Below are 21,592 nucleotides of genomic sequence, written 5' to 3'. Positions count from 1 at the left end.
TCGCAGAAAGCTTGATGACGCCAAATTGAGCGAACAAAAGCAGAGTAATGGACTGAAGCGCTATTGCCAAAGCTGCAAACTTCATCAGGTAATTGTCCTTGAAGATGAGAACATCTCTAAATGCAGAATTTATACAGATTCGGCCTCTTTGAAGTATTATTCCAAAGACGGCTCCGATCAAAAGGCCTGTCCAGACCATGGGCTCACCTCCTTTTCAACCTTTGACTTTGATATAGATCTTCCACTCACTCGCTCCTACTTCCTCTATTTCGAGAACTTCGTGCCCCATCTTCTTCACAGTCTCAGGGATTCTTTCTTTAGACATTGGGTAATCAATCCATACCTCGAGGATCTCTCCAGGCTTCATACCTTTGAGGGCTCTTTTTGTTTCAACATCAGGTACTGGACATACTTCTCCGCGAACATCAACAGACTTTGCAACTTGATACTTTGCCATCTGCCACACCTCCTATTTGTGAAAAAAGTATCAATTTCCAAGACTATGGTAATCATCAGAGGTGTCTGCAGTATTATGTACCCGTTACGACTTGGTAAAAGCGACAACCACCGAAAAGGCAACTTTGAATCCCACCTGACCAAAAAGAAAAAGGCGACCCTTGTGGTCGCCTTCACAAATCTATCGTTGAGTGTCTTTGTTCATTTTTCTTCAAGAAACTTTGCCTCTCAGTTGCGCCACCAGACTCTCTTCATACAGCAGTTTTTTGTTCTCAGGAAAAGATTTCTCTTTTACCAGAATCGACGTGATAATCTTTTGTTTTTCTGTGGAAGTGTGTTGCTGAATAATCCTTATACATTCATCTGTTTGCATCTAAGCAGATCAACATCTCACAAAGACTCAATATTGGAGTTCTCTCCAAAAGAGCAGACCTATGCCACTTTACAGAACCAATTTTCCGAGTACTCGGTAGGCGCCTTTTGTGTCCAATTTATATAATACGAAAGTGATATGTTTCACAAATTTATCAAAACCGCTCTCCTTCAATAAAAAAGGATGAAAATAACCAAAAAACCTTCACTGAAGAGAAAAATTCAATGTAACGAAAAACCTCTCACAACCTCAGATCTCAAAAGAGCGGAAGAAAACCCATCGAAGCGATTGTTCAGGTATATCTACGAAATAGAAGATTCCCTCGAAATACACCTCTCAAGTACTCTCTCTTACTATCAGCTCAACCTCCAAGATCTTCTGTTTTGGCTTTTTCCTTTTTCCTTTGACACGTTCCAAGAGCATCTTGGTGGCTTCATAACCCATCTCATACTTCTGAATGCGCACAGTGGTCAAAGGTGGTCTAAAGAAGTGTGCAAAGATTATATCGTCATAACCTACTACCGACACATCTTCTCTCAACTTTCTTCCAGCTTCGTCTAATGCCTTGATGGCACCGAAGGCAAACATATCGTTGAAACACAAAATGCTGTCAAAAGGAAGTCCTTTCTTCAGTGCTTTTCTAACACCTTGATAGCCTGCTTCCATGTTTTTGTTGTACGGCACTATAATCAGGTAATCCTCTGGAAGATCTATTCCATTTTCAGCCAAAGCCTTTTTGTAGCCTTCATACCTCATCTTAGACGCGGAGTTGTTCATATCTGTGTTTATGAAAAGCAAGCGTCTTTTACCTCTTGAGATCAGGTGCTCTGTTGCCATATATCCACCTCTGACCTCGTTGTTGTAGACTTCATCTATCTGCGGGTTGTACAAATGTCTCCCTAACAAAACGAAGGGAAAGTTCATCTTCAAGAGTTTTTCAAAGTCTTCTGTGTTCTCACCAAAAGGACTTATCAACAAACCATCAACTCTTCTTTCCAATAACGTAGTTATTGCCTGCGATTGGAGTTTTGGATCTGTCTCTGTGTTCATCACCAGTAATTGATAGTCGAATCTCTTGGCAGCTGCCTCTACACCTTTGAGTACCTCTGCAAAGAAGGGATTGGAACTGTCTTCCAAAACAACACCGATAGTCATCGTCTGACTCCTTCTGAGTGCAAAGGCTGTCGAGTTCTTTATGTATCCAATTTCTTTGGCTATCTTGAGTATCTTTTGCCTTGTCTCTTTACCTATATCACTTTTGCCCCTCAATGCCTTTGAAACGGTGTTTACAGAGACACCTGCACGTTGTGCGATGTCTTTCATCGTAACGTATTTTTTCATGAAACCACCTTTGCAATTTGCCTTTTTCTTTTCTACAATAGTATACTACCTATCAGCAACCTCGATAGCTCACAGTCCTTCAAAGTCGTATATATCTTTCTTCTGCCATTAGATTCCTTCACATACAAAAGTGATGCGAAGGCATAACCCCAACCTGCAATCCTGCTGATCAAAGAAGTATTTGAGCTCAACTGAGCCGCGTCTTTTCTCAGAAGCAAGTATTCTGAAGCAACATCTCCAAGCGCCCATAGAAATGCAGCAATGTTGACATTTCTTTTAGTGTTGAAAACGGTGATGTTGCTTATCCAATCTCCTGATAGTTCCAAGAAACCGTGAACCTTGTACTTCTCAGAGACACATATTAGTTCATCATCTTGAAAAGCTTCATCTTCTACCCATACTATCTCATCACTTACTGGCTTTGGTTGCAAAACAGCTACAGGATAGAAGTTTCTACACAGAAGTCTCCCATCGTTGAAGACTTCTATGTACAGATTCTGTGTTTCTTCATCGAGGCTCTCGTTGATTTCCATCACATCGGTTAGCGACCATCTTTTCAAGATCAGATTAGTTTCTTTGAGGATCTTAATGTCCGTTCTCACGACGATCTTAACTTCCAAGTTCATTGGCGAACTGTTGGCCATACACAGATGTCCAAAATACCTTTCTGTTGCCTTCAAAACAGATCTGTGATCTCTGATTATGGGCAGAATAGGGTTGTTTAAAAACCTCATTTTTGAATAGAAGGACTTTGGCATTCTGTTGTAGTCCAAAAGTCCATTTGCCTCCCAAGCTATGTCTGAAAATTCAGTGATAACATACCCTGATATCTGCTCTTTGAGCCTGATCTGCTCTATTTGATACTTCAAACCTAAGAATTGGTGCAATTGGGATTGGTAGAAGAAATCTTCAAGGTTGTGAAATCTACAGGCTAAAGAGACAGCATCTTGTGGTGATGATCCATCGAACTTCATTCCCATCACAGTCACAGGAAAGTTCATCCAGTTACCAAGCCAATCTCTTTGATCAGATAAGCCCCACACACCAAATTCAGAAATCAACTTGGGAAGTCTTTGTTTTGGCACAGAGAAACTCTTGAACTCACCAGTCGCAAAACCTTCTACTTTCTGTTTCCACAAATTGTTATGATATGGAAAAGAGTGATAGAAATGATAATCATCTATGTCCGAGCAAACATGAAGATTGCCACAGCACGCCGAGTTATCAACGTAAAGCCTTGTTGGGTCGATTGATTTTGCCTTTATGTAGAAATCTTTCAGCCATTTTCTTTCTTCTTCCTTTGAAAGATCGACACCCCAGCTTTCGTTTATCAAACTGAGAATTACAAAACTCGGATGGTTGGCATGCCTTTCAAGCAAGTTCTCAAGCAGTTTTTCCAGATAAGCTTTTGATTTTTCATCCAACTGCCTTGCATATGGAAGATCGATCCAAACCAACAGTCCAAGTTCATCTGCCAGATCCAAGTACAGATCATCTGGAATTTTCACGTGAAATCTGAGCAGATTCAGTCCCATCTCCTTAGCTTTCAAAAGTTCGCTTAGAAGCTCATTTCTCTTCGGAAGTGCATAATGCGTGATAGGATAGAAATTCTGGTCTAAGGCACCGAAGATGTAAACAGGTTCATTGTTCAAAAGAATCTTGTCAGCTTCTACACTGATCGTCCTGATCCCAAATTTGCAGCTAAACTGATCTTTACAGCCGTTCCAGTCGAAATCAATCACAGCGGTGTATAGACTGGGAGAATCAATAGACCAAGGCTTTGGTTCATCCACCAGAAAAGTGAAGGATGTCTTGCTTTGCTGTACCTCAAAAATCTTCTCTCCTGCCGGATCCAAAATAATCAAGCGGAACGGATGCTCTTTTCCATCGGAGAATCTTATATCGCATCGAATGGTTCTCAAATCTTTCATCGTCGTAAATCTTGCAGACTTTATGAAAACTTCATCGACAACCCACAGCTCTACTTGTTGCAAAATTCCAGATGCATTTCCATACCAATCCTGTTTTCCCATGACAATACTCGGATTACTCGATACATCCACATCAGAAACATGAATCTGCAGTAAATCCTGACCATCAAAGTTCAGAAAATTCGTCACATCGATCTCAAAAAGGTCATAGCCATTTTCATGGTTGAAGACTTGCTTTCCATTTACAGTTATTTGTGATGCATAATCAACGCCGTGAAATCTCAAAACTATCTTCTTGCCCTCTAAGCCCTTCAGCTCTGTCAGTACTCTTTCGTACACACCTGAAGAGAAGATCGGATTAGGATAACTCTTCTCACTTATTGAAAATTCATGTGGTAGGCAGATATCGTTCTTCACCGAACCATCTTCGTAAATTAGCTTCCAATTTCGATCTAAGGTAATTCTCATCAACGTACACTCCTTTCATCTCAGGCTTAATACCACTCCGCGTGTTAGATACCTTTGCATTAAGAGATAAACAACTATGACAGGCAAAGATGCCATCACATTCGCTGCCATGATGGGTCCGTATCGTATATTCACATCTGAACCAGCCAATGCTACAAGCCCTACTGGCAATGTGTACATCTTCTCGTTCGTCATGACGATCAATGGCCAGAAGAAGTCATTCCAGACCCACGTGAAATGAAGTACTGCCACCGTGGTGATAGCAGGTATGGACATAGGTAAGATTACTTTGAACATTATGTCCAGCTCACCTGCTCCGTCCAATCGTGCGGCTTCTTCATAATCTGCCGGTATTGCCTTCATGAACTGCGATAGTATAAAAACAGCCATCGAAGATGGTAAGGCTGGCAAGATTATTCCAAACAAGTTGTTGACTAAGCCCATCCTCCTAACCATAAGATACAAAGGAATTGCAATCGCTTGGCTTGGTATCATGAATCCAGTAAGAGAAAAAACATACAGAAACTTCCTGCCTGGAAAATTCATTCGACTCACAGCATAAGCTGCCAACGTGCAAACAACGATGATTCCAAGAGTAGCCAAAGAGGAAGATATCAAACTGTTTGTAAACCAAGCGCCGATCTTCGCCCTTTGAAGTATTATCTTGTAGTTGTCAAGAGACCAAACAGACGGTATCCACTTGCCTGCCAAGATGTCCTTTTGCGATTGAAAGGAAGCCAAGAACATCCAAATAAGTGGAATCAAGTACGCCAAAGAAAGCGCTACCGCCACAACTGTCAACAGATATTTTTTCGCTTTCATTTATATCAACTCCTCTTTCGAAGAGGAAATCATCAAACGCAGTTGGAAGTATGCAAATATAAGCATGATCAAAAAGAGTACGAAAGCCATACTCTGAGCGTATCCCATTCTGAAATACCTGAAACCTTGTTCATAGATGTACTGAATGACAGTTCGAGTCTTACCAGCCGGTCCACCAGCAGTCATGATATAGACTTGTCCGAAGATTTGCAGTGAAGCGATGATTTGAGTGACGATCACCAAGACATGAACTCTTTTCAGCAGTGGTATTGTGATGAAGATCATTTTCTTAAAACCGTTAGCTCCGTCAAGTTCAGCAGCTTCGTAATAGGAAGATGGTATCTGTTGTAATCCAGCTATGTACAAAACAACGCAAAAACCAATCGTCCACCAGATTGTAGTTATAGCAATTGCCGGCATAGCCCAAAATGGGTCTACCAGCCAATTGATTGTTTTCAGTCCTAAAGCCTTTGTAAACTTCGAGATCAACCCAAAATAGGGATTGTAGAGTAGTGACCAAGTCAAACAAACAACCGATATCGTCAGCGTGTATGGAAGATAAAAGGCAGATCTCACAAAACCTTTCCCGTATGCTCTGCTGTTAGCCAATATGGCAATCAGGAAAGATAAAATCATTATTGGTGGAACTACTAAAATGACAAAATAAAAGGTGTGCCACAACGATGAAAGAAAAACTTTGTCGGAAAACATTTTGGTGAAATTTGCAAAACCTATAAATTGTGGAGTGCCAAGAATATCCCATTTATAGAACACCATTCTGATTGAATTCGCAAAGGGTATCAGCTTGAAAACAATCAGCAAAGCACCAAAAGGTGCGAAAAACAAATAAGCCAGCGCTGCGTGCTTCTTCTTGTTATATACACCCATAAAACCCCTCCATGCAAAAAATACAAAGAAGGGGAACTTTGTTCCCCTTCTTCACACTTCAAAGATCAGTCAGCCAAGACATTCTTAATTGCCTGCTGCAGTTCCTTTGCAGCCTGCTCTGGTGTCATCTGTCCCAGAATCACAGATTGATTGAGTTCCCACATCTTCTGCCTAATCTCGACCCAACCCTTCATACTCGGAGCGGGAACAACGAAATTGGCAACCTGTGCGTAATCTTTTCGCATTGGCAGTTGCAAGAATGCATCTGAACTGAGTACACTCTTGAGAACTGGCAGGTGTCCTGCCTTTGCCCACTCAGCAGAATTTCTTGCAAACCACTCTACAAATTTGACGGCAGCCTTAATCTTGTTCGGATCGTCCTTTGGGTGTTTTGGAAGTACCCAAGTGTGGCTGTCTGCCCATGTGTATGGTTTACTGCCAGCTATTGCTGGTACACTCGTTACTCCAAAGTCTATTTTCAGTGTTGGATAGACCGCCATTGCCCAAACACCATTCAAGTGGAATGCAGATTGATCGTTCTGAAAGAGAGATTCGGCGGTGTTGTAATCCATGGATTTCATAACGCCAGAATCAAAGAGACCCTTTATAAATTCGTAAGTCTTCTTTGCCTTTTCTAAGTCAAGCTTGATTGTGTTTGACTTTGCGTCGTAGAACTCTCCACCAAGTTGAGTGTAATAAGCTATGAACAACCTTTCACCAGTCATTGGTCCATTTTCAACAGAGATACCCACTTCCAGACCAAGCTTTCCTTGTACTGTCTTTGCGTAGTTGATCAGTTCGTCCCAGGTTTTTGGAACGAGTGCCTCACCTTTCTGATCTACTAATCCTGCCTTTTTCAAGAGTCCCTTGTTGAAATACAGAACAAGAGGATGTGTATCGATAGGAATCGCATAGAGCTTGCCTGCATAATGTGCCTTGGCGATGATTTCAGGTACATAATCTGGCAGGATGTCCTTTGATACGTAGTTGTCAATAGCTGTTAGAGCACCTCTTGAAGCGAAATCCGGTATCATAGCGAGATGCATCACAGAAACATCTGGTGGATCGCCAGCAACGACAGCTGTAGTTAACTTGTTGTAAAGCTCTCCCCATTCAACGATTTGCTCAACAACTTCGATGTCTGGGTTCTCTGCGTTGAATTTCTTGATGAGCTCTGTTACTATGAATCCCTCACCACCGCTGAAGAATGTCCAGACCGTTATCGTGGTCTTTGCAAAAGCTGTGGTAATCAGCAGAGCTGCGACAAAGAGAAGCACAACCAGCCTTTTCATACCATTAACCCCCTTCTACGCGGCTGAAAGAGATTTTACTGGAACAGCCGCACGATGTGTCTACTTTAACGATAACGTGATCGTTAATCAAAAGCAAACATCAGACCGCAGAGCAAATTCACAATACAAGACGCAAGAGAAAGATAGAAAGAGAATCATACGCCGTACAACAAAATTCGTTGGGAAATTTGGTCTTGATCTTCCTTCTTCCTTTATATTTTGCCCTCAGAGTCATTGCTGATTCTTTTCGTTAACAGAAACTCAATCTTCTGTACCTTCTACTGCTCAAACACATAAAGGAAAAATGTGAATCTGATTAAGTCATAGTTGAGGAGCATTCGGCAAATACTTCACAGAGTAAAATTATGAAGGAGGTGAAGCCTTTGAAAGTTGGTAGCTACAAAGATGTTCATCCTGAGAGTTTCTTTGAAGGAATGGTCCTAAAGAGAATTCTGATCGGTCCAAAAGATGGTTCACCGACCTTTGCAATGAGGCTTTTCACTCTGAAAAAAGGGGCAAGTACACCATATCACACACATGATTGGGAACACGAAGTTTTCATCGTTGATGGAACGATAAAGGTTGTATCAAAAGATGGGGAGAAGATAGTCGAGAAAGGTGCTTTTGTCCTCGTTGAACCAAATGAAGAACATCAATTCGTGAATGTCGGTGACAAGATAGCTCATTTCATCTGTGTTGTACCAAATCGAGGAGAACAATAGAAACCGAAATTGTCGACCTCTGAGGCGAATTTGATAACACTCAGCATCTAACAAGAATTCGGGGTGATTGCATGCTGAAAGATACAAAAGGCGTTTCCTTACTAAGAGCTAATCCAAAGGTCGCTATTGTAAGGCTGTCTTTGCCAATTATGATAGCGCAATTAGTGCAAGCTCTGTACAATCTTGTTGATGGTATTTGGGTTGCAGGGTTAGGACCCGAAGCGTTGGCAGGAATTGGTTTGTTCTTCCCGATCTTCATGATCATCCTTTCCTTTGCGGGAGGTGTTGGTGTCGGTGCCAGTTCAGTTATTTCGAGAAAGATCGGGGAGAGAAACAAAGATCATGCCGACAGTGCAGCAACATATTCTGTGATACTGGCTGTTGTTTTGGGTGTTGCTGCAACAACTATTGTCTTGCCATTTCTTGTTCCCATCTTGGCATTCGCTGGTGCCACCGGAAAAACACTCGAAATGGCAACATCCTATTCGCGAATAATGATCTTCGGCATCACATTGTTGATGTTCAACAACGTCGTCAATGGAATTCTCAGAGGTGAAGGAGACACAAAAAGATCGATGTATGCAATAACCCTTGGAGCGATTCTGAATATCTTCTTAGATCCACTTTTCATCTACACATTTGGTTGGGGTATTGAAGGTGCTGCCTATGCAACTGTTATCTCCATAGCTGCTTCGACAATACTGATGTCGTACTGGTTGTTCTTCAAGAAAGACACTTACGTCTCATTTGGGTTGAAACATTTGAACAATGCAAATGGTGTCTTGACAGACATTTTGAGAGTCGGCATACCCACATCATTTGCTCAGATAATCATGTCGATCTCCACCTTCGTGCTCAACACATTCATTGTGAAGGCAGGCACAGATGTGGGTGTTGCTGTCTTCACGAGTGCTTGGAGAATCGTCAACTTCGGTACAATACCCCTCATGGGCATCGCAAACGCTGTCACAGCCGTAACAGGTGCTGCTTATGGAGAAAGAAACGCTGAAAAACTCAAAGATGCTTATATCTTCGCTGTTAAGTTGGGTTTGTTGATCGGCCTATGTGTCACGGCAGCGATTTTCTTCTTTGCATCAAAGATCGCTTTGATCTTCACCTACTCAGAAAGCGCGAGCGTCATTTTTGAAGATCTCGTAAAAGCTTTGAAAATCTTAAGCTTTTTTGTACCAACCGTTCCTTTTGGCATGTTTACCTCTGCGATGTTTCAAGGAATAGGTCAGGGTGTCAAGAGTTTAGCGGTATCAATCTTAAGGACGATCGTGCTCCATGTTTTCTTCTCGTGGTTATTTGTTTTTGTTCTAAAGCTTGGTCTGGACGGCGTCTGGTGGGGTATGTTGTGTGGTAACATCACTGCGGAGGCCGTTACATTTATTTGGGGTATGATGACTGAAAGAAAAATAGCAGTGACTTTCAGAGATCTTGCAGATCAAAAGATATCCTTGTAAACTTGGAGGCAAATGAATGGCTCAGGCTTATGGGAACAAATTCGCAAGGATCTATAACATACTGTGGACTAATTTTGCCCAAAGCGTGGCACCGATCTTGCTGCAATTTTACAAAACTCAAGGTCCACAGAACAGTCATATCTTGGACCTGTGCTGCGGCACAGGTCAACTTGCAAAATACTTTTTGACTCAAGGTTATCATGTCATAGGAATTGATCTTTCGGAGGCAATGCTTGATTACGCTCGAGAAAACTGCAGAGAATTCATCGAGCTTGGCAAGGCAAGATTCATAAAAGCAGACGCCAAAGAATTCACGATAGAAGAGAAAGTTGGCTTAGTCGTCTCTACATATGATGCGATGAACCATCTGGAAAACATCGAAGCACTGAGAAGTTGTTTTCATTCAGTATACAAAACTCTTGTTGATTCAGGTTACTTCATCTTCGATCTGAACACAATATTGGGTTTGAGAACTGGCTGGAATTCCTTGACCTTTATGGACAAAGGAAATATAGTGATCCTGAACAGAGCAATATACGACGAGGAAAAGAAACTCGCAGTGACGAAGATAACGGGTTTTCTTCAAGAAGAACACGGCTTTTTTGATAGATTTGATGAAGTTGTCTACAACAAGGGATATGAACTGGACGAGATAAAACAACGGTTGTTGCAAGAAGGATTTCAAAAAGTCTATTTTGCCACACTGAAAGATTTGAGTGAACCTGTTCAACAACCAGAAAAAGAAAACCGAATCTTTGTTGTTGCTCAGAAATAACCTTCCTTTCACAACTTCATGATAGCTCTGCAAAAACTCAACTGTGACTTGCACTTTTAATAATTTTCTAATTGTTCTTGAACTAAACTTTATTTGAAGGGGGGATTTTTGTGTCTAAGGTAAAGTTGCTGAGCATATTCGTAATGCTGTTGGCGATTCTAACTATCGCACAGATACTCGAATTTGACGTTTCACTAATGCCAGAAAAGCGTCCCAACCTCATTGTTGCACCAAATGCTTTGTTTTTCGTCTCGGGAGATCTTCGTATTCACGAGGTTCTTGTGTACAACACAAATCTGAAAACAAGCGTTAGTTGGCAAATTGGACCAAGCTCGAGATTCATAAAGATCGACACCTCCAACGTGCCAAATCCTCTTGGCAATCTCAGCGGTGGGATGCTGAAGGTCAACGTGAACTGGCAGTTAGTAGAAGCCTATGCACAGAGAATCGACAATCCAGAACTAATAGGAATCATCGGAAAACTTTTGCACGTTCAGTTGCCAGAGAGACCAAAGTTCTTTGGGATGGGTTTGTTCACCGTTCAGGAAAAGATAGGAAACATCTATTATCCACACGTTGTGACCGTTTATCTGTTAATCAAATAGCTAGATTCTACAGCACAGAGACACAAAACTCTGCTCTGAATTAGTGTGATTGACTTGCTGTTCGCTATAATATTCACAGCAAAGGAGGTGGCTGTGTCGTGAAAACAGAAGGTATGCAGAACGTGACCCTCTACGAAGATGATATTCATAAGTTTATCTTTCTTGCCTGGGAGGAGAAGGAAGAAGAAGGAATCGTTCAGACAAATCAATATTTGATAATCGACAGAGATGAGGCAATGCTTCTTGATCCTGGGGGTGCTCACGTTTTTCCAAGGGTTCTTGCAAATGTTTCAGAGATCGTTGAACCGAGCAAGATAAAATACATCTTTTTCACACATCAAGATCCAGATGTCACCTCTGGTATCACACTGTGGCTTTCGATCGCAGAAAATGCAAAGATCTATATCTCAGCACTCTGGACAAGATTTTTGCCGCACTTTGGTATCTACGATCAACGCAGAGTCGTGGCTATACCAGATAAAGGTGAAAAATTGAGGTTCTCTTCCGGCACAGAGGTCGAGTTTGTTCCAACACATTATTTACATTCAACTGGTAACTTCACCTTGTACGACCCAAGAGCCAAGATATTGTTCTCGGGTGATCTTGGGGTTGCTGTTTTTCCAAAAGGAAGACGATATCTTTTTGTGGAGAATTTCAACGAACATGTCAAACTCATGGAGGGCTTTCACAAGCGATACATAACCTCCAGTGTTGCACTAAGAAAATGGCTCAGCATAGTGGAGAAAAAAGATATCAAATTCGTTGCACCACAACATGGAGCAATCTTCAAGGAAGAAAACGTGAAGAGGTTGTTCGAGTGGTTTAAGACGCTCAAATGTGGCTTAGAGATTATAGACGAAATATACGGCTGGTGATCGCAAGATGCCACAGATAGAAAAAAGCACACTCGAAAAGATTTCTTCAGCCTTTTTTGCAGAAAACTTGATGACCTCTTTTATGGCTCAATTGGATGAAGCATTGATCTCAAGAGTGAGAACGGTGCAAGAAAACATAAGAGGTATCGAAAGAACATTCAAGCAAATGCAAGAGAGGCTTTCAGCGATTTCTTCTGAGTTTGACAAAGAAACCATGGAGCTCACAGAGAATATCCAAGAATCCCAGAAAATAAACAAGAACATAACTGATGAACTGCAAAAATCTGGCGCTGATGTTGACAAGATAAATGAAACTGTCTCTAAGTCTGTGACCAACATATCACGGACTCTCTCAATGTTCAGCAATGTGGAAAACATGGTTGAACAGATCACGAAGATAGCCAAGCAAACCAATCTGCTGGCACTGAATGCTTCTATCGAAGCCGCAAGAGCTGGTGAACATGGCAAAGGTTTTGCAGTGGTAGCCAGCGAAGTTCAAAAGCTTGCAGGAGAGTCTAACAAAACGGCAAAAGAAATAAGTAACCTGGTCAAGGATCTCTCAAACGCTGTCGAAAACTCACTTGAGAATATCAGGCTTGTTGGTGAGATCTTCTTAGCCGTTCAAAATTCATTCAGCGAACTCATCCAGTTCATGCAAAGAAACTCTGTGTTAATCTCTCGTGTGGCTGGTATCTTGTCTTCTACTAAAGAACAGCTAAACAATGAAAGCGAGAATTTTACAAATGCCATGAGAGTTATGGACGAAGCACTTGAAAAATTCGAATCTCTCACAAGGGTCATCTCCTCTATAGTAAGAGCTCAAAGTATGTTGAAAGACCTTACACTGTGAATATATTCATCGAAGTAAATGTTATTCGTTGGTTCTCTTGTAGGTGACTATCGTAAAATAAGAGTGATGAGAGTAGACCGTCTGCGTTCAGACTCGAATGTACTTTCTAAGCAAGATGAAGAGAAAATCAGGGCGCAGGTCGAGAGATTGAAAGCAAGGGAAAGAGAAGTCATTGCACATGAAAATGCGCACAAGGCTGTTGCTGGTAGATATGCTGGTCTAATGCAATACACTTACACTCGAGGACCCGATGGAAAGCTTTACATATCAGGCGGCGAGGTCTCTTTGAGCACCTCAGAAGAACAAAGTCCAGAGGCAACGATAAGGAAGATGCAAATCATCAGAGCTGCTGCTTTAGCGCCAGCTGATCCCTCTCCACAAGATCTCAACGTTGCAAGAACGGCAATGGCAAAAGAAATTGAAGCCCGCGCGGAACTCGCAAAACAGCTTTTTGAAAAAACGCACAAACCTCATAAGAAAGGTACTTTAGATGTGCTTCTGTGACGCGTAATAATCTTTTAACTTTGCCACCCAATGAACTATAAAAACAAAAACTGAAAAGTGACAGCAAGTTCTTATCTTTACTCCATTCTGAACTTGTTTTTGAGAATCTTGACATGTAAAGTAACCGGTGCTATTATTTCCTTAGAATTAATTCATGTTACGATAAAAATATCGACTACTTCCAGAAGGGGAGGGAGTGTGTATGTCAAGGTGGTTTGTTCTTTCTCTCACGCTATTAGCAGTTGTTCTGAGCGCCGCAACACTCACCGTTATAGGTCCTTGGTCTGGCCCAGAGATGGAGAAATTCATGCCTGTACTTCAAGAGTTCGAAAAACAAACAGGGATAAAGATTGAGTACAAGATCTACAGAGCTGAAGATCTTGCCAACCTCCTGCCAGCACAGTTTGCTGCCAAGAAGTCACCCGGCGACGTAATCTTCATGTGGGCAAGCTTCATAAGGGAATATGGACAAAAGGGACACATCATGCCTCTGACCAATGTTGTCGATGAAGGTCTATATCTTCCAGGTTCTCTCAACCCTGTCAAAGTTGGAAAGGAACTTTACGGTGTAGCCTACACCGGTAAGGTAAAACCAGGTTTTTGGTACAGAAAATCTTTCTTCCAAAAGAACAATCTCCAACCACCAACAAGCTGGGATGACTTTGTGGCACTGCTCGAAAAGATCAAGAAGATTCCCGGCATCAAAGCACCTATTGCAAGCGGTAACGGAGTTGGCTGGCCCCTGTCAGATGTCACAGAACATTTCCTCATCACCTTTGGTGGTCCAGAACTGCAGCGTGATCTAATAGCCGGCAACATCAGATGGGACAGCAACATCGTTATGAATGCAATGAACAAACTGACCTCGTTGCTCGAAAAGAAGTATTTTGGTGAACCAACAGAATGGACTTTGGTATTGAAGCAATGGTGGGCTGGCGATTACGCACTGTACTTCATGGGAAGCTGGATAACCGGCATGGTTGACGATCCAAATGATCTTGGTGTCTTCGCACTGCCAGGCGCAAAAGGTGTTGTCTTTGGAGCAGATTATGCTTTTGTGCCAAAGTACACCCAGTATCCCGAGGAAGCCAAGAAACTCATCGCATGGCTCTCTGGTCCACAAGGACAAGCCGTGCAAGTGAAACAAGGTGGGCATATCGCGACAGCTGTGGGAATAGATCTTTCCATCTATCCACCAGTAGACAGAGAAGTTGCAAAAATAATCCAAGGGGTTAGTGCCTTGGATGACCTTGATGACTCGATTGGTGGAGAGTTCCAACCGGCGTTCTGGGATCAACTCAAACTGCTTTGGGTAAGACCAGATCGCTTGAGCGACGTAATAAGGACGCTGCAAGAGAAGGCACCAAAAAAGTGATAATATGAAAAGCAACGCAAAGTACGTTTTGTTCTTTGTTCTGCCGGGAATGTTGATGCTGTTGATCTTTGTGATATACCCGGTTGCGAGAACTTTCACACTCAGTTTTCTAAACTCAGAAGGTGAATTCGTCGGACTCCAGAATTACACAAGAATATTCTCAAGTCGCGACATAATCGATCTTCAGGGCTTCTCCAGGGGTTTTCCCCTGGGAGCCCTTGTACACAACTTACTCTGGATTGCTATTCACTTACCGCTCACAGTAGCTTTAGGTTTGTCTCTGGCTGTTCTTTTGAAAAATGTCAAAGGTGGCGCTTTGATAAAATCGATCATCTTTCTTGGAATGGTCATGCCGATGATAGTTGGTGGCGTGATGATCAACTTCATCTTCGACCGAAACCTTGGTATCGTGAATGGTGTGCTCAGCATTTTTGGAATCACTGGAAAGAACTGGACCGCTCACCCAGATACCGCTCTTTTGTCGCTGATCTTTGGCTCGGTGTGGCTTTGGACTGGTTTTTCAGTAGTTCTTTACTCTGCAGGTCTGGAGACAATACCAAAAGACTACTACGAAGCTGCCCAACTCGATGGAGCTTCTTCTTGGAAGATTTTCACCAACATAACTGTGCCTCTGTTGAGACCCATAACGATAGTTGTGATCACCATGACATTGTTGTGGGAGCTTAAAGTTTTCGATATCGTCTATGTAGCAACGATGGGAGGACCTGGTGGAGCTTCGAACGTCTTGGCACTACAGATGTACACCTATGCTTTCCGAGCCTTCGACTTCAACAGATCTGCTGCAGTTGCAGTCGTATTAACGCTGTCGACACTTGTTGTAAGTTTGTCACTTCTGAGGTCTGTAAAGGATGAGCAGGCATGAGTAAGAAATTGTTTTGGACTGTTTTAGGCTGGACAATCGGTTTGATCTGGATAATTCCGTTCATTGGTGTCGTGATGACTGCCACACGTCCTCTTGATGAGCTGCTCAAAGGTTGGTGGAACTTTGATTCCTTTCATCCAACACTCAGCAACTTCGTCAGTGCATTGAATCACCCTACCGCATCGCTGAGGCAGGGAATGTTTAACTCTCTTATCGTAGTTCTGCCGGCAACATTTTTCCCGCTCATCCTTGCTACCATGGCTGGTTATGGTTTCTCACGATACAAATTTCCAATGAGGAGAACTCTTTTTGCTGTGGTAGTTATAACACTCGCATTGCCACAGCAGACCATCGCTGTGCCTATCTTTCAACTCATGAACTGGCTCAATCTGGTTGATACATACCTTGGACTCATAATCGTTCACACTGCTTGGGGAATACCATGGATAACCTTTTTCATGAGAAACTTTTTCACAACCATACCAAAGGCTATGGAAGAAGCTGCAAGAATAGATGGTGCCAGCGACATAACCATATTCTTCAAGATAGTCTTGCCCATGGCGCTTCCAGCAATTGGATCCGCCTTTGCCCTGCAGTTCACTTGGGTGTGGAGTGATTTCTTCTTGGCTTTGATACTCATTTACTCACCAAACAAACTTCTTGCTACACAGCGCATACCATTGATGAGAGGAGTCTACCACGTCGACTGGGGCTTACTCTCCTCTGCAGCAATCCTTGTGATGATTGTTCCAATAGCAGTCTATCTACTGCTCCAGCGGTATTACATAAAAGGTATGATCGGTTGGTCTTTAAAGTGAGAGGAGGTAAACTGTGAGAGTACAGCTCAAAGAACGATCTGTTGAAGAATACAGATCTATCATAGGTGATGAAGTCGAGAGGATCAAAGAATTTGCTGAACCTTTGAAAGGTAAAAAGGTTATTCATCTCAACGCCACTGCCTTTGGAGGTGGTGTCGCAGAGATACTTCAAAACCTCGTTCCACTGATGAGATCTGTCGGCATAGACGCACACTGGTATGCACTCGAAGCACCGAATGAGTTTTTTAATGTCACTAAGAAGTTTCACAACACCTTACAAGGAGCTCAATTAGAAATCTCACCCCAAGAGTGGGCGCTTTACGAACAGGTGTGCAAGGAAAATTCGAAGTTAATAGAAGAGGATGCAGACATAGTAGTCATACACGATCCACAGCCAGCCGCCATAAGACTCTATGCAAAAACAAAGCCATCGACTAAATGGATCTGGCGATGCCACATAGATCTTTCTACCCCAAACACAAAAATTTGGGAAAGATTCTCAACTTACTTAAGAGATTACGACAAGATGATCTTTCATCTGAATGAATACTTTCCAAAACAAATAAAAGACAAGTGTACTGACTTTCCACCGAGCATCGATCCACTCAGCGAAAAGAATATAGAACTCGATGAGAACTTCTGTAAAGAGATCTTGCGCAAACTTGGAATAGATCCAAACAGACCTTTGATAACAGTGGTTGCAAGATTTGACCCTTGGAAGGATCTGTTTTCTGCGATCGACGTCTACAGGTTGGTGAAAAAAGAGATACCTACATTGCAACTTGCGATCGTTTCAGCAATGGCTTCGGACGATCCTGAGGGTTGGATCTTCTTTGAAAAGGTGGCAAGATATGCTGGCACAGACACAGATATATTCTTCTGCACCAACTTGAACAACGTTGGAAACAAAGAAGTAAACGCCATCCAGAGAATGTCGACAGTTGCTCTGCACACAGCCATTAGAGAAGGCTTTGGGTTGGTCATAAGTGAAGCTCTCTACAAAGAAGTACCAGTTGTGGCAAGACCAGTTGGAGGGGTTAAAATCCAGATAGAGCATGGCAAGTGTGGCTATCTTGAAAGCGACGTAGAAAAGCTTGCAGAGAAAGTACTATACTTGCTTGAGAATGAAGAGCAAAGAAAGCAATTGGGTAGGAACGGTAGAAAGATCGTCATAGATAGGTTTATAATCACCGTGAATCTGAAAAACTATCTGAAGTTGTTCTTGGATCTCTTGGGGTGAATAGAACTGCCAGCGCCAGCTTTGAGGAAGAAAAACAAACTCGATGTTTTGAAGATCGTTTTAAGAGAAGGACAATTGCTCAGATTTGAACTTGCAAGAAAAACTGGGCTTTCCTTGAGTACACTGAGCTACATTGTTCGAGAGCTGGAGGATTCTGGTCTGTTGTTAGTCGAGGAGGTTCAGAAAGAAAGGGGCAGACCATCTCAAATTGTAAAGATAAATCCTTCAGCCTGGAGAGTAGTTGGAATAAAAGTTGGAAGAGAAGAAGTCAAAGGAACTCTGTTCGATGCAACTGCGAAACCACTGAAAAAACATAGAATCAGTATCCTTTCTGATATGAGAAACAACGATGGCTACTGGAAAGCCATCTCAGAAATTGTTGGAAAGCTTTCTTGTGATAATCTTTTGGCTGTCGGCATATGCTCATCCGGTATCGTCGAAGATGGAAAGGTTGTTGTTTCCCATTTAATGAACGTGAGAAATCTTGACCTTAAAGCTCTTTTGAAGAGTGCTTTCAAGTTGAACAACTTCTTCCTCATGAATGACGTAGACGCACTTTGCTACTCTCTATCAAGATCCAATGGTGAAAACTTTTTGGTTGTAAGCTATGGAACAGGTATAGGTGCAAGTTTCTGGAAACAGGAACAGGCCAATCACATCGAAATGGGTCATTTGATCGTTTCAACCCAGGGAAAGTGCTACTGTGGTCAAACAGGTTGTTTGGAATACAATGCTTCAGAGTATGCAGTCTTAAAGAATTTTCTTGGGAAAGAAATAGATTTTGAAGACTTTGCATGGAACGAAGAGGAAAAATACAGACCATTTATTGAAAAACTAAGAAAAGTTGCGAGCAATGATTTTAACGATGCCAAAGATTTCTACGAAACTCCACTTAAGATACTTTCAGTGACAGTCGGCGACCTGGTAATGACTCTAAAACCTTCTAAAGTGATCCTTCTTGGAGAAGGTATAGTGAACCCACAAATGGTACAGATTGTAAAAAAGAATGTGTCTGAGATCTTTAACAAGGATTTCGTAAAAGAGGTTGATTTCAAGACCGATCTTGCCGATTGGGAACTTGGTGTAGCATCGGCATCCGTCGACAGGTTCATAAAACAGCTCTTGTAACTCTTTCAACCTCGATTGTTTTGTCGGCTCAGCAATTTCATTCTGCTGGTCTCTCATTTTTGAATGTTTCTGTTGAATCTATCATAAAATATATCCAATGAATTCTTGACTTGCATGAAAATTGCTAAGAAATTGCTTACATCTTTATTCCAACAAAAATCTACAGAATGAGCTTTTGTTTTTAGATCATACGTGATTACATAGTTTATGCATCGAACGCAATCATTAATCGCCCCTATTTTCAACCAAATGTATGCTGTAGCATAAAATGAATTGTCAACTTTGACTGGGTTCAATAGTCTTGAACAGAGGTTTTCATGTATGTATTGTCAAAACACTTTCTTCTAAAATATTGGAATTAGCAAAGAATTCTGCCAGAGCATCAAGAAAGATAGGTTGAAAGCATCTAAAAGGATAATCGACAGATCCAGAAAAGGCTGAAACAGCTTGAGATTGAGAATACCATAGCGATAAGACAAAATACCAGCATTCCCGTTGACACAGTAATAGTTCTCACAACGGCGTTGTTTGTTGATGGAGGGCTTTATTTTGCTTCTGAATCCTGTCTTGAAGTCATGGACGAACATCATACGGACTTATGAATCATAGCTCACTTGAGCCCTTTACACATTTTCTGATAGACTCTAATTTATTAGAAACCATATGTCGGTATCGAAAACGCATCAATAAGACTGTTCAACAGTTTACCACATTCAGCACTTTTCTTAGTTACTCTATTGAACATAAACTTGACAAACCAAAGAATCTGCTACAAAATCAAACCCGCATCTATTTCACAACACAATGCAAAATGTTGTAGAATACTTTCAGAAAGAACAATACACTGCACACTATTACGACTACGTAAACATATGCATTAATCAAACACATATAGCCATGGGTTGTGACGAGCGAACCGGGAAAAAATTTGCTAATACTTTTTAGAAAAATATAATCTTCTCTGTGGGTGGAACGTCCTGAATAGAAAATATAATCACTTCTATACACACAATTTTATAACATGTAGAGCAATGTTAGACGCAAGACATAATACCAAACACACTCTGAAAGACAATCTTAGACTCTGAGCTCTTGCGTACACAACATCGTTAGTGTAACCATATGTCCTTTTGGTCATTGACATGTTAATATTGTAGTCTGAAAAGTTCCATATCCCCCTCAAAAAGTATCAGTTGCGTATTTGTGCGGGTTTCCGTCAACAGATCCTGAATACGCATCAATACTGAATAAACTTAACCAAATCGCCCCCATGTTAGCCTCGCACTCACTTTGTTAACACTAGACACAGAATATTATACATATTTGGCATCATATCTATGATATATTCAAAAAGTAAGGGTCCGAAAGAAGGTCCTCTCTGAAAGGGATGGCAACCCCAAAAAAAGGGTGGGTCTTCGAAAGAGGGCGGGTAAAGGTCCGAAAGAAGGTCCTCTCTGAAAGGGATGGCAACCAAGGTGTTCACAGTGAACTTCTTTAATCCTACTTTTCTGGTCCGAAAGAAGGTCCTCTCTGAAAGGGATGGCAACGAAGACGTTTGATGTTCGGAACAAGCCTGCATACCACTCCGGTCCGAAAGAAGGTCCTCTCTGAAAGGGATGGCAACTGATAAAAATCCAAGAAATCTCCCGAACAAGGAAAGTCAAGTCCGAAAGAAGGTCCTCTCTGAAAGGGATGGCAACGTGTTTTGTCTCAGGATTTCCGGTGCGTCTTCGTCCTCGAGTCCGAAAGAAGGTCCTCTCTGAAAGGGATGGCAACCCTTCTTTCTGCTTCAACTCTTTGTAAATCTCTAAATTTAGTCCGAAAGAAGGTCCTCTCTGAAAGGGATGGCAACGAAAGGTTTGCTCTCTTTGCCAGTGCTTCTTGCGTTAGTCCGAAAGAAGGTCCTCTCTGAAAGGGATGGCAACTTCTCCTACAAGTTGGCCTGTGGGAGTGTGAAGCCTGCAGTCCGAAAGAAGGTCCTCTCTGAAAGGGATGGCAACTTATAGCCTCTTCTTTCAAGTTCAGCGATCAATTCTGCATGTCCGAAAGAAGGTCCTCTCTGAAAGGGATGGCAACTGGAATCTTGTGATTCCGATGATTTTTCCATCCGAATCACGTCCGAAAGAAGGTCCTCTCTGAAAGGGATGGCAACTTCTTGTTTTTCCAACTATGACGTCTTTCGGGTACTGTATGTCCGAAAGAAGGTCCTCTCTGAAAGGGATGGCAACTCTAAGTGCTTGTCTGGTGATACCGAACTCATATAAGTCCGAAAGAAGGTCCTCTCTGAAAGGGATGGCAACATCACGTAGTACCCGCGGCGGCCGTCATGGATGACATCGTGTCCGAAAGAAGGTCCTCTCTGAAAGGGATGGCAACCATGAATGTTTTCGGTCATAACCCCGCCGGTGGGTTCCCGGTCCGAAAGAAGGTCCTCTCTGAAAGGGATGGCAACTTCAGCATCATGTCTCTGTCTACTTCAAGGCTTTTGCTTGGTCCGAAAGAAGGTCCTCTCTGAAAGGGATGGCAACAATGTTGCCGTGATGTTTGCGTTGTACATGATCGCTGCGTGTCCGAAAGAAGGTCCTCTCTGAAAGGGATGGCAACCTGTTTTATGGCCCCGTCAAGCACGATAACCACGAATAACGGTCCGAAAGAAGGTCCTCTCTGAAAGGGATGGCAACAGAGGCGCACTCTTGGGAGTCTGAACCCACCGTCCATTGATTGTCCGAAAGAAGGTCCTCTCTGAAAGGGATGGCAACTTTGTGGAACCCACAACTACG

Annotated in this window: 19 protein-coding genes and 1 CRISPR repeat array (1 of these 20 cut by a window edge); of the genes, 12 read left to right on the top strand and 7 right to left on the bottom strand. The window is 42.2% G+C overall.

From position 1 onward, the window contains the following. The 7 genes from ACSFC1_RS10510 to ACSFC1_RS10480 all read right to left on the bottom strand — a co-directional run. Window positions 1-199, bottom strand: a 199-nt coding sequence (locus ACSFC1_RS10510; RefSeq protein ID WP_435566135.1) for a YeeE/YedE thiosulfate transporter family protein, incomplete at its 3' end; no start/stop codon positions are given. 15 nt (window positions 200-214) lie between these two features. Then, window positions 215-457: a sulfurtransferase TusA family protein gene (locus ACSFC1_RS10505; RefSeq protein WP_435566134.1), complete on the bottom strand. Its 243-nt coding sequence runs from the start codon at window positions 455-457 to the stop codon at window positions 215-217. A 708-nt stretch (window positions 458-1,165) separates the two neighbouring features. Then, window positions 1,166-2,170 (bottom strand): LacI family DNA-binding transcriptional regulator, encoded by a 1,005-nt coding sequence (locus tag ACSFC1_RS10500; protein WP_435566133.1) that lies wholly within the window; start codon window positions 2,168-2,170, stop codon window positions 1,166-1,168. 32 nt (window positions 2,171-2,202) lie between these two features. Continuing rightward, on the bottom strand, window positions 2,203-4,569 hold the full coding sequence (locus ACSFC1_RS10495) for a glycoside hydrolase family 2 protein (RefSeq protein ID WP_435566132.1): 2,367 nt from the start codon (window positions 4,567-4,569) through the stop codon (window positions 2,203-2,205). Window positions 4,570-4,584: 15 nt separating this feature from the next. Continuing rightward, window positions 4,585-5,391 carry a carbohydrate ABC transporter permease gene (locus ACSFC1_RS10490; RefSeq protein WP_435566131.1) on the bottom strand — a complete coding sequence of 269 codons (807 nt, stop codon included), beginning with the start codon at window positions 5,389-5,391 and terminating at the stop codon, window positions 4,585-4,587. Continuing rightward, entirely contained in the window at window positions 5,392-6,279 is an 888-nt protein-coding gene (locus ACSFC1_RS10485; RefSeq protein WP_435566130.1) for a carbohydrate ABC transporter permease, read from the bottom strand. Between the two features lie 65 nt (window positions 6,280-6,344). Further along, a complete protein-coding gene (locus ACSFC1_RS10480) occupies window positions 6,345-7,571 on the bottom strand; it encodes an ABC transporter substrate-binding protein (RefSeq protein ID WP_435566129.1) in 1,227 nt (408 codons plus the stop codon). Window positions 7,572-7,954: 383 nt separating this feature from the next. On the opposite strand from ACSFC1_RS10480, the gene ACSFC1_RS10475 reads away from it, so the two are divergent. From ACSFC1_RS10475 to ACSFC1_RS10420, 12 genes are all read left to right on the top strand, one after another. After that, complete coding sequence (locus tag ACSFC1_RS10475) at window positions 7,955-8,293, top strand: cupin domain-containing protein (protein ID WP_435566128.1); 339 nt, start codon at window positions 7,955-7,957, stop codon at window positions 8,291-8,293. Between the two features lie 71 nt (window positions 8,294-8,364). Further along, window positions 8,365-9,759 carry an MATE family efflux transporter gene (locus ACSFC1_RS10470; RefSeq protein ID WP_435566127.1) on the top strand — a complete coding sequence of 465 codons (1,395 nt, stop codon included), beginning with the start codon at window positions 8,365-8,367 and terminating at the stop codon, window positions 9,757-9,759. Between the two features lie 16 nt (window positions 9,760-9,775). Continuing rightward, a complete protein-coding gene (locus ACSFC1_RS10465; RefSeq protein WP_435566126.1) occupies window positions 9,776-10,534 on the top strand; it encodes a class I SAM-dependent DNA methyltransferase in 759 nt (252 codons plus the stop codon). A 110-nt stretch (window positions 10,535-10,644) separates the two neighbouring features. Continuing rightward, window positions 10,645-11,139 carry a hypothetical protein gene (locus ACSFC1_RS10460; protein WP_435566125.1) on the top strand — a complete coding sequence of 165 codons (495 nt, stop codon included), beginning with the start codon at window positions 10,645-10,647 and terminating at the stop codon, window positions 11,137-11,139. Window positions 11,140-11,252: 113 nt separating this feature from the next. Then, on the top strand, window positions 11,253-12,014 hold the full coding sequence (locus tag ACSFC1_RS10455; RefSeq protein WP_435566139.1) for an MBL fold metallo-hydrolase: 762 nt from the start codon (window positions 11,253-11,255) through the stop codon (window positions 12,012-12,014). Between the two features lie 7 nt (window positions 12,015-12,021). Then, window positions 12,022-12,864 carry a methyl-accepting chemotaxis protein gene (locus tag ACSFC1_RS10450; protein WP_435566124.1) on the top strand — a complete coding sequence of 281 codons (843 nt, stop codon included), beginning with the start codon at window positions 12,022-12,024 and terminating at the stop codon, window positions 12,862-12,864. Window positions 12,865-12,930: 66 nt separating this feature from the next. After that, window positions 12,931-13,368 carry a putative metalloprotease CJM1_0395 family protein gene (locus tag ACSFC1_RS10445; protein WP_435566123.1) on the top strand — a complete coding sequence of 146 codons (438 nt, stop codon included), beginning with the start codon at window positions 12,931-12,933 and terminating at the stop codon, window positions 13,366-13,368. Window positions 13,369-13,570: 202 nt separating this feature from the next. Beyond that, window positions 13,571-14,743 (top strand): ABC transporter substrate-binding protein, encoded by a 1,173-nt coding sequence (locus ACSFC1_RS10440; RefSeq protein WP_435566122.1) that lies wholly within the window; start codon window positions 13,571-13,573, stop codon window positions 14,741-14,743. Between the two features lie 4 nt (window positions 14,744-14,747). Continuing rightward, window positions 14,748-15,626, top strand: a complete 879-nt coding sequence (locus ACSFC1_RS10435) for a carbohydrate ABC transporter permease (RefSeq protein WP_435566121.1) — start codon at window positions 14,748-14,750, stop codon at window positions 15,624-15,626. After that, window positions 15,623-16,444 carry a carbohydrate ABC transporter permease gene (locus ACSFC1_RS10430; protein WP_435566120.1) on the top strand — a complete coding sequence of 274 codons (822 nt, stop codon included), beginning with the start codon at window positions 15,623-15,625 and terminating at the stop codon, window positions 16,442-16,444. The genes ACSFC1_RS10435 and ACSFC1_RS10430 overlap by 4 nt, the downstream gene beginning before the upstream one ends. A 13-nt stretch (window positions 16,445-16,457) precedes the next feature. Beyond that, entirely contained in the window at window positions 16,458-17,684 is a 1,227-nt protein-coding gene (locus ACSFC1_RS10425) for a glycosyltransferase (RefSeq protein ID WP_435566119.1), read from the top strand. Window positions 17,685-17,705: 21 nt separating this feature from the next. Next, on the top strand, window positions 17,706-18,812 hold the full coding sequence (locus ACSFC1_RS10420; protein ID WP_435566118.1) for an ROK family protein: 1,107 nt from the start codon (window positions 17,706-17,708) through the stop codon (window positions 18,810-18,812). Between the two features lie 1,359 nt (window positions 18,813-20,171). Further along, a CRISPR array of direct repeats spans window positions 20,172-21,592; the repeat unit is 36 nt; unit sequence GTCCGAAAGAAGGTCCTCTCTGAAAGGGATGGCAAC; it runs 360 nt beyond the window's last position.

This window comes from Pseudothermotoga sp. U03pept (assembly GCF_051235805.1).
Lineage (GTDB): Bacteria > Thermotogota > Thermotogae > Thermotogales > DSM-5069 > Pseudothermotoga_B.
Note: the sequence above shows the minus strand (reverse complement) of the source record. Positions and strands in the feature narration are given on the sequence as shown.

What these genes read in the sequence shown, in the direction of transcription:
- ACSFC1_RS10455 (WP_435566139.1), top strand. Translation starts at nt 11,253, where the DNA reads ATGCAGAACGTGACCCTCTACGAAGATGATATTCATAAGTTTATCTTT.
- ACSFC1_RS10445 (WP_435566123.1), top strand. Translation starts at nt 12,931, where the DNA reads ATGAGAGTAGACCGTCTGCGTTCAGACTCGAATGTACTTTCTAAGCAA.
- ACSFC1_RS10505 (WP_435566134.1), bottom strand. Translation starts at nt 457, where the DNA reads ATGGCAAAGTATCAAGTTGCAAAGTCTGTTGATGTTCGCGGAGAAGTA.
- ACSFC1_RS10490 (WP_435566131.1), bottom strand. Translation starts at nt 5,391, where the DNA reads ATGAAAGCGAAAAAATATCTGTTGACAGTTGTGGCGGTAGCGCTTTCT.
- ACSFC1_RS10485 (WP_435566130.1), bottom strand. Translation starts at nt 6,279, where the DNA reads ATGGGTGTATATAACAAGAAGAAGCACGCAGCGCTGGCTTATTTGTTT.
- ACSFC1_RS10430 (WP_435566120.1), top strand. Translation starts at nt 15,623, where the DNA reads ATGAGTAAGAAATTGTTTTGGACTGTTTTAGGCTGGACAATCGGTTTG.
- ACSFC1_RS10495 (WP_435566132.1), bottom strand. Translation starts at nt 4,569, where the DNA reads ATGAGAATTACCTTAGATCGAAATTGGAAGCTAATTTACGAAGATGGT.
- ACSFC1_RS10465 (WP_435566126.1), top strand. Translation starts at nt 9,776, where the DNA reads ATGGCTCAGGCTTATGGGAACAAATTCGCAAGGATCTATAACATACTG.
- ACSFC1_RS10480 (WP_435566129.1), bottom strand. Translation starts at nt 7,571, where the DNA reads ATGAAAAGGCTGGTTGTGCTTCTCTTTGTCGCAGCTCTGCTGATTACC.
- ACSFC1_RS10500 (WP_435566133.1), bottom strand. Translation starts at nt 2,170, where the DNA reads ATGAAAAAATACGTTACGATGAAAGACATCGCACAACGTGCAGGTGTC.
- ACSFC1_RS10470 (WP_435566127.1), top strand. Translation starts at nt 8,365, where the DNA reads ATGCTGAAAGATACAAAAGGCGTTTCCTTACTAAGAGCTAATCCAAAG.
- ACSFC1_RS10435 (WP_435566121.1), top strand. Translation starts at nt 14,748, where the DNA reads ATGAAAAGCAACGCAAAGTACGTTTTGTTCTTTGTTCTGCCGGGAATG.
- ACSFC1_RS10440 (WP_435566122.1), top strand. Translation starts at nt 13,571, where the DNA reads ATGTCAAGGTGGTTTGTTCTTTCTCTCACGCTATTAGCAGTTGTTCTG.
- ACSFC1_RS10450 (WP_435566124.1), top strand. Translation starts at nt 12,022, where the DNA reads ATGCCACAGATAGAAAAAAGCACACTCGAAAAGATTTCTTCAGCCTTT.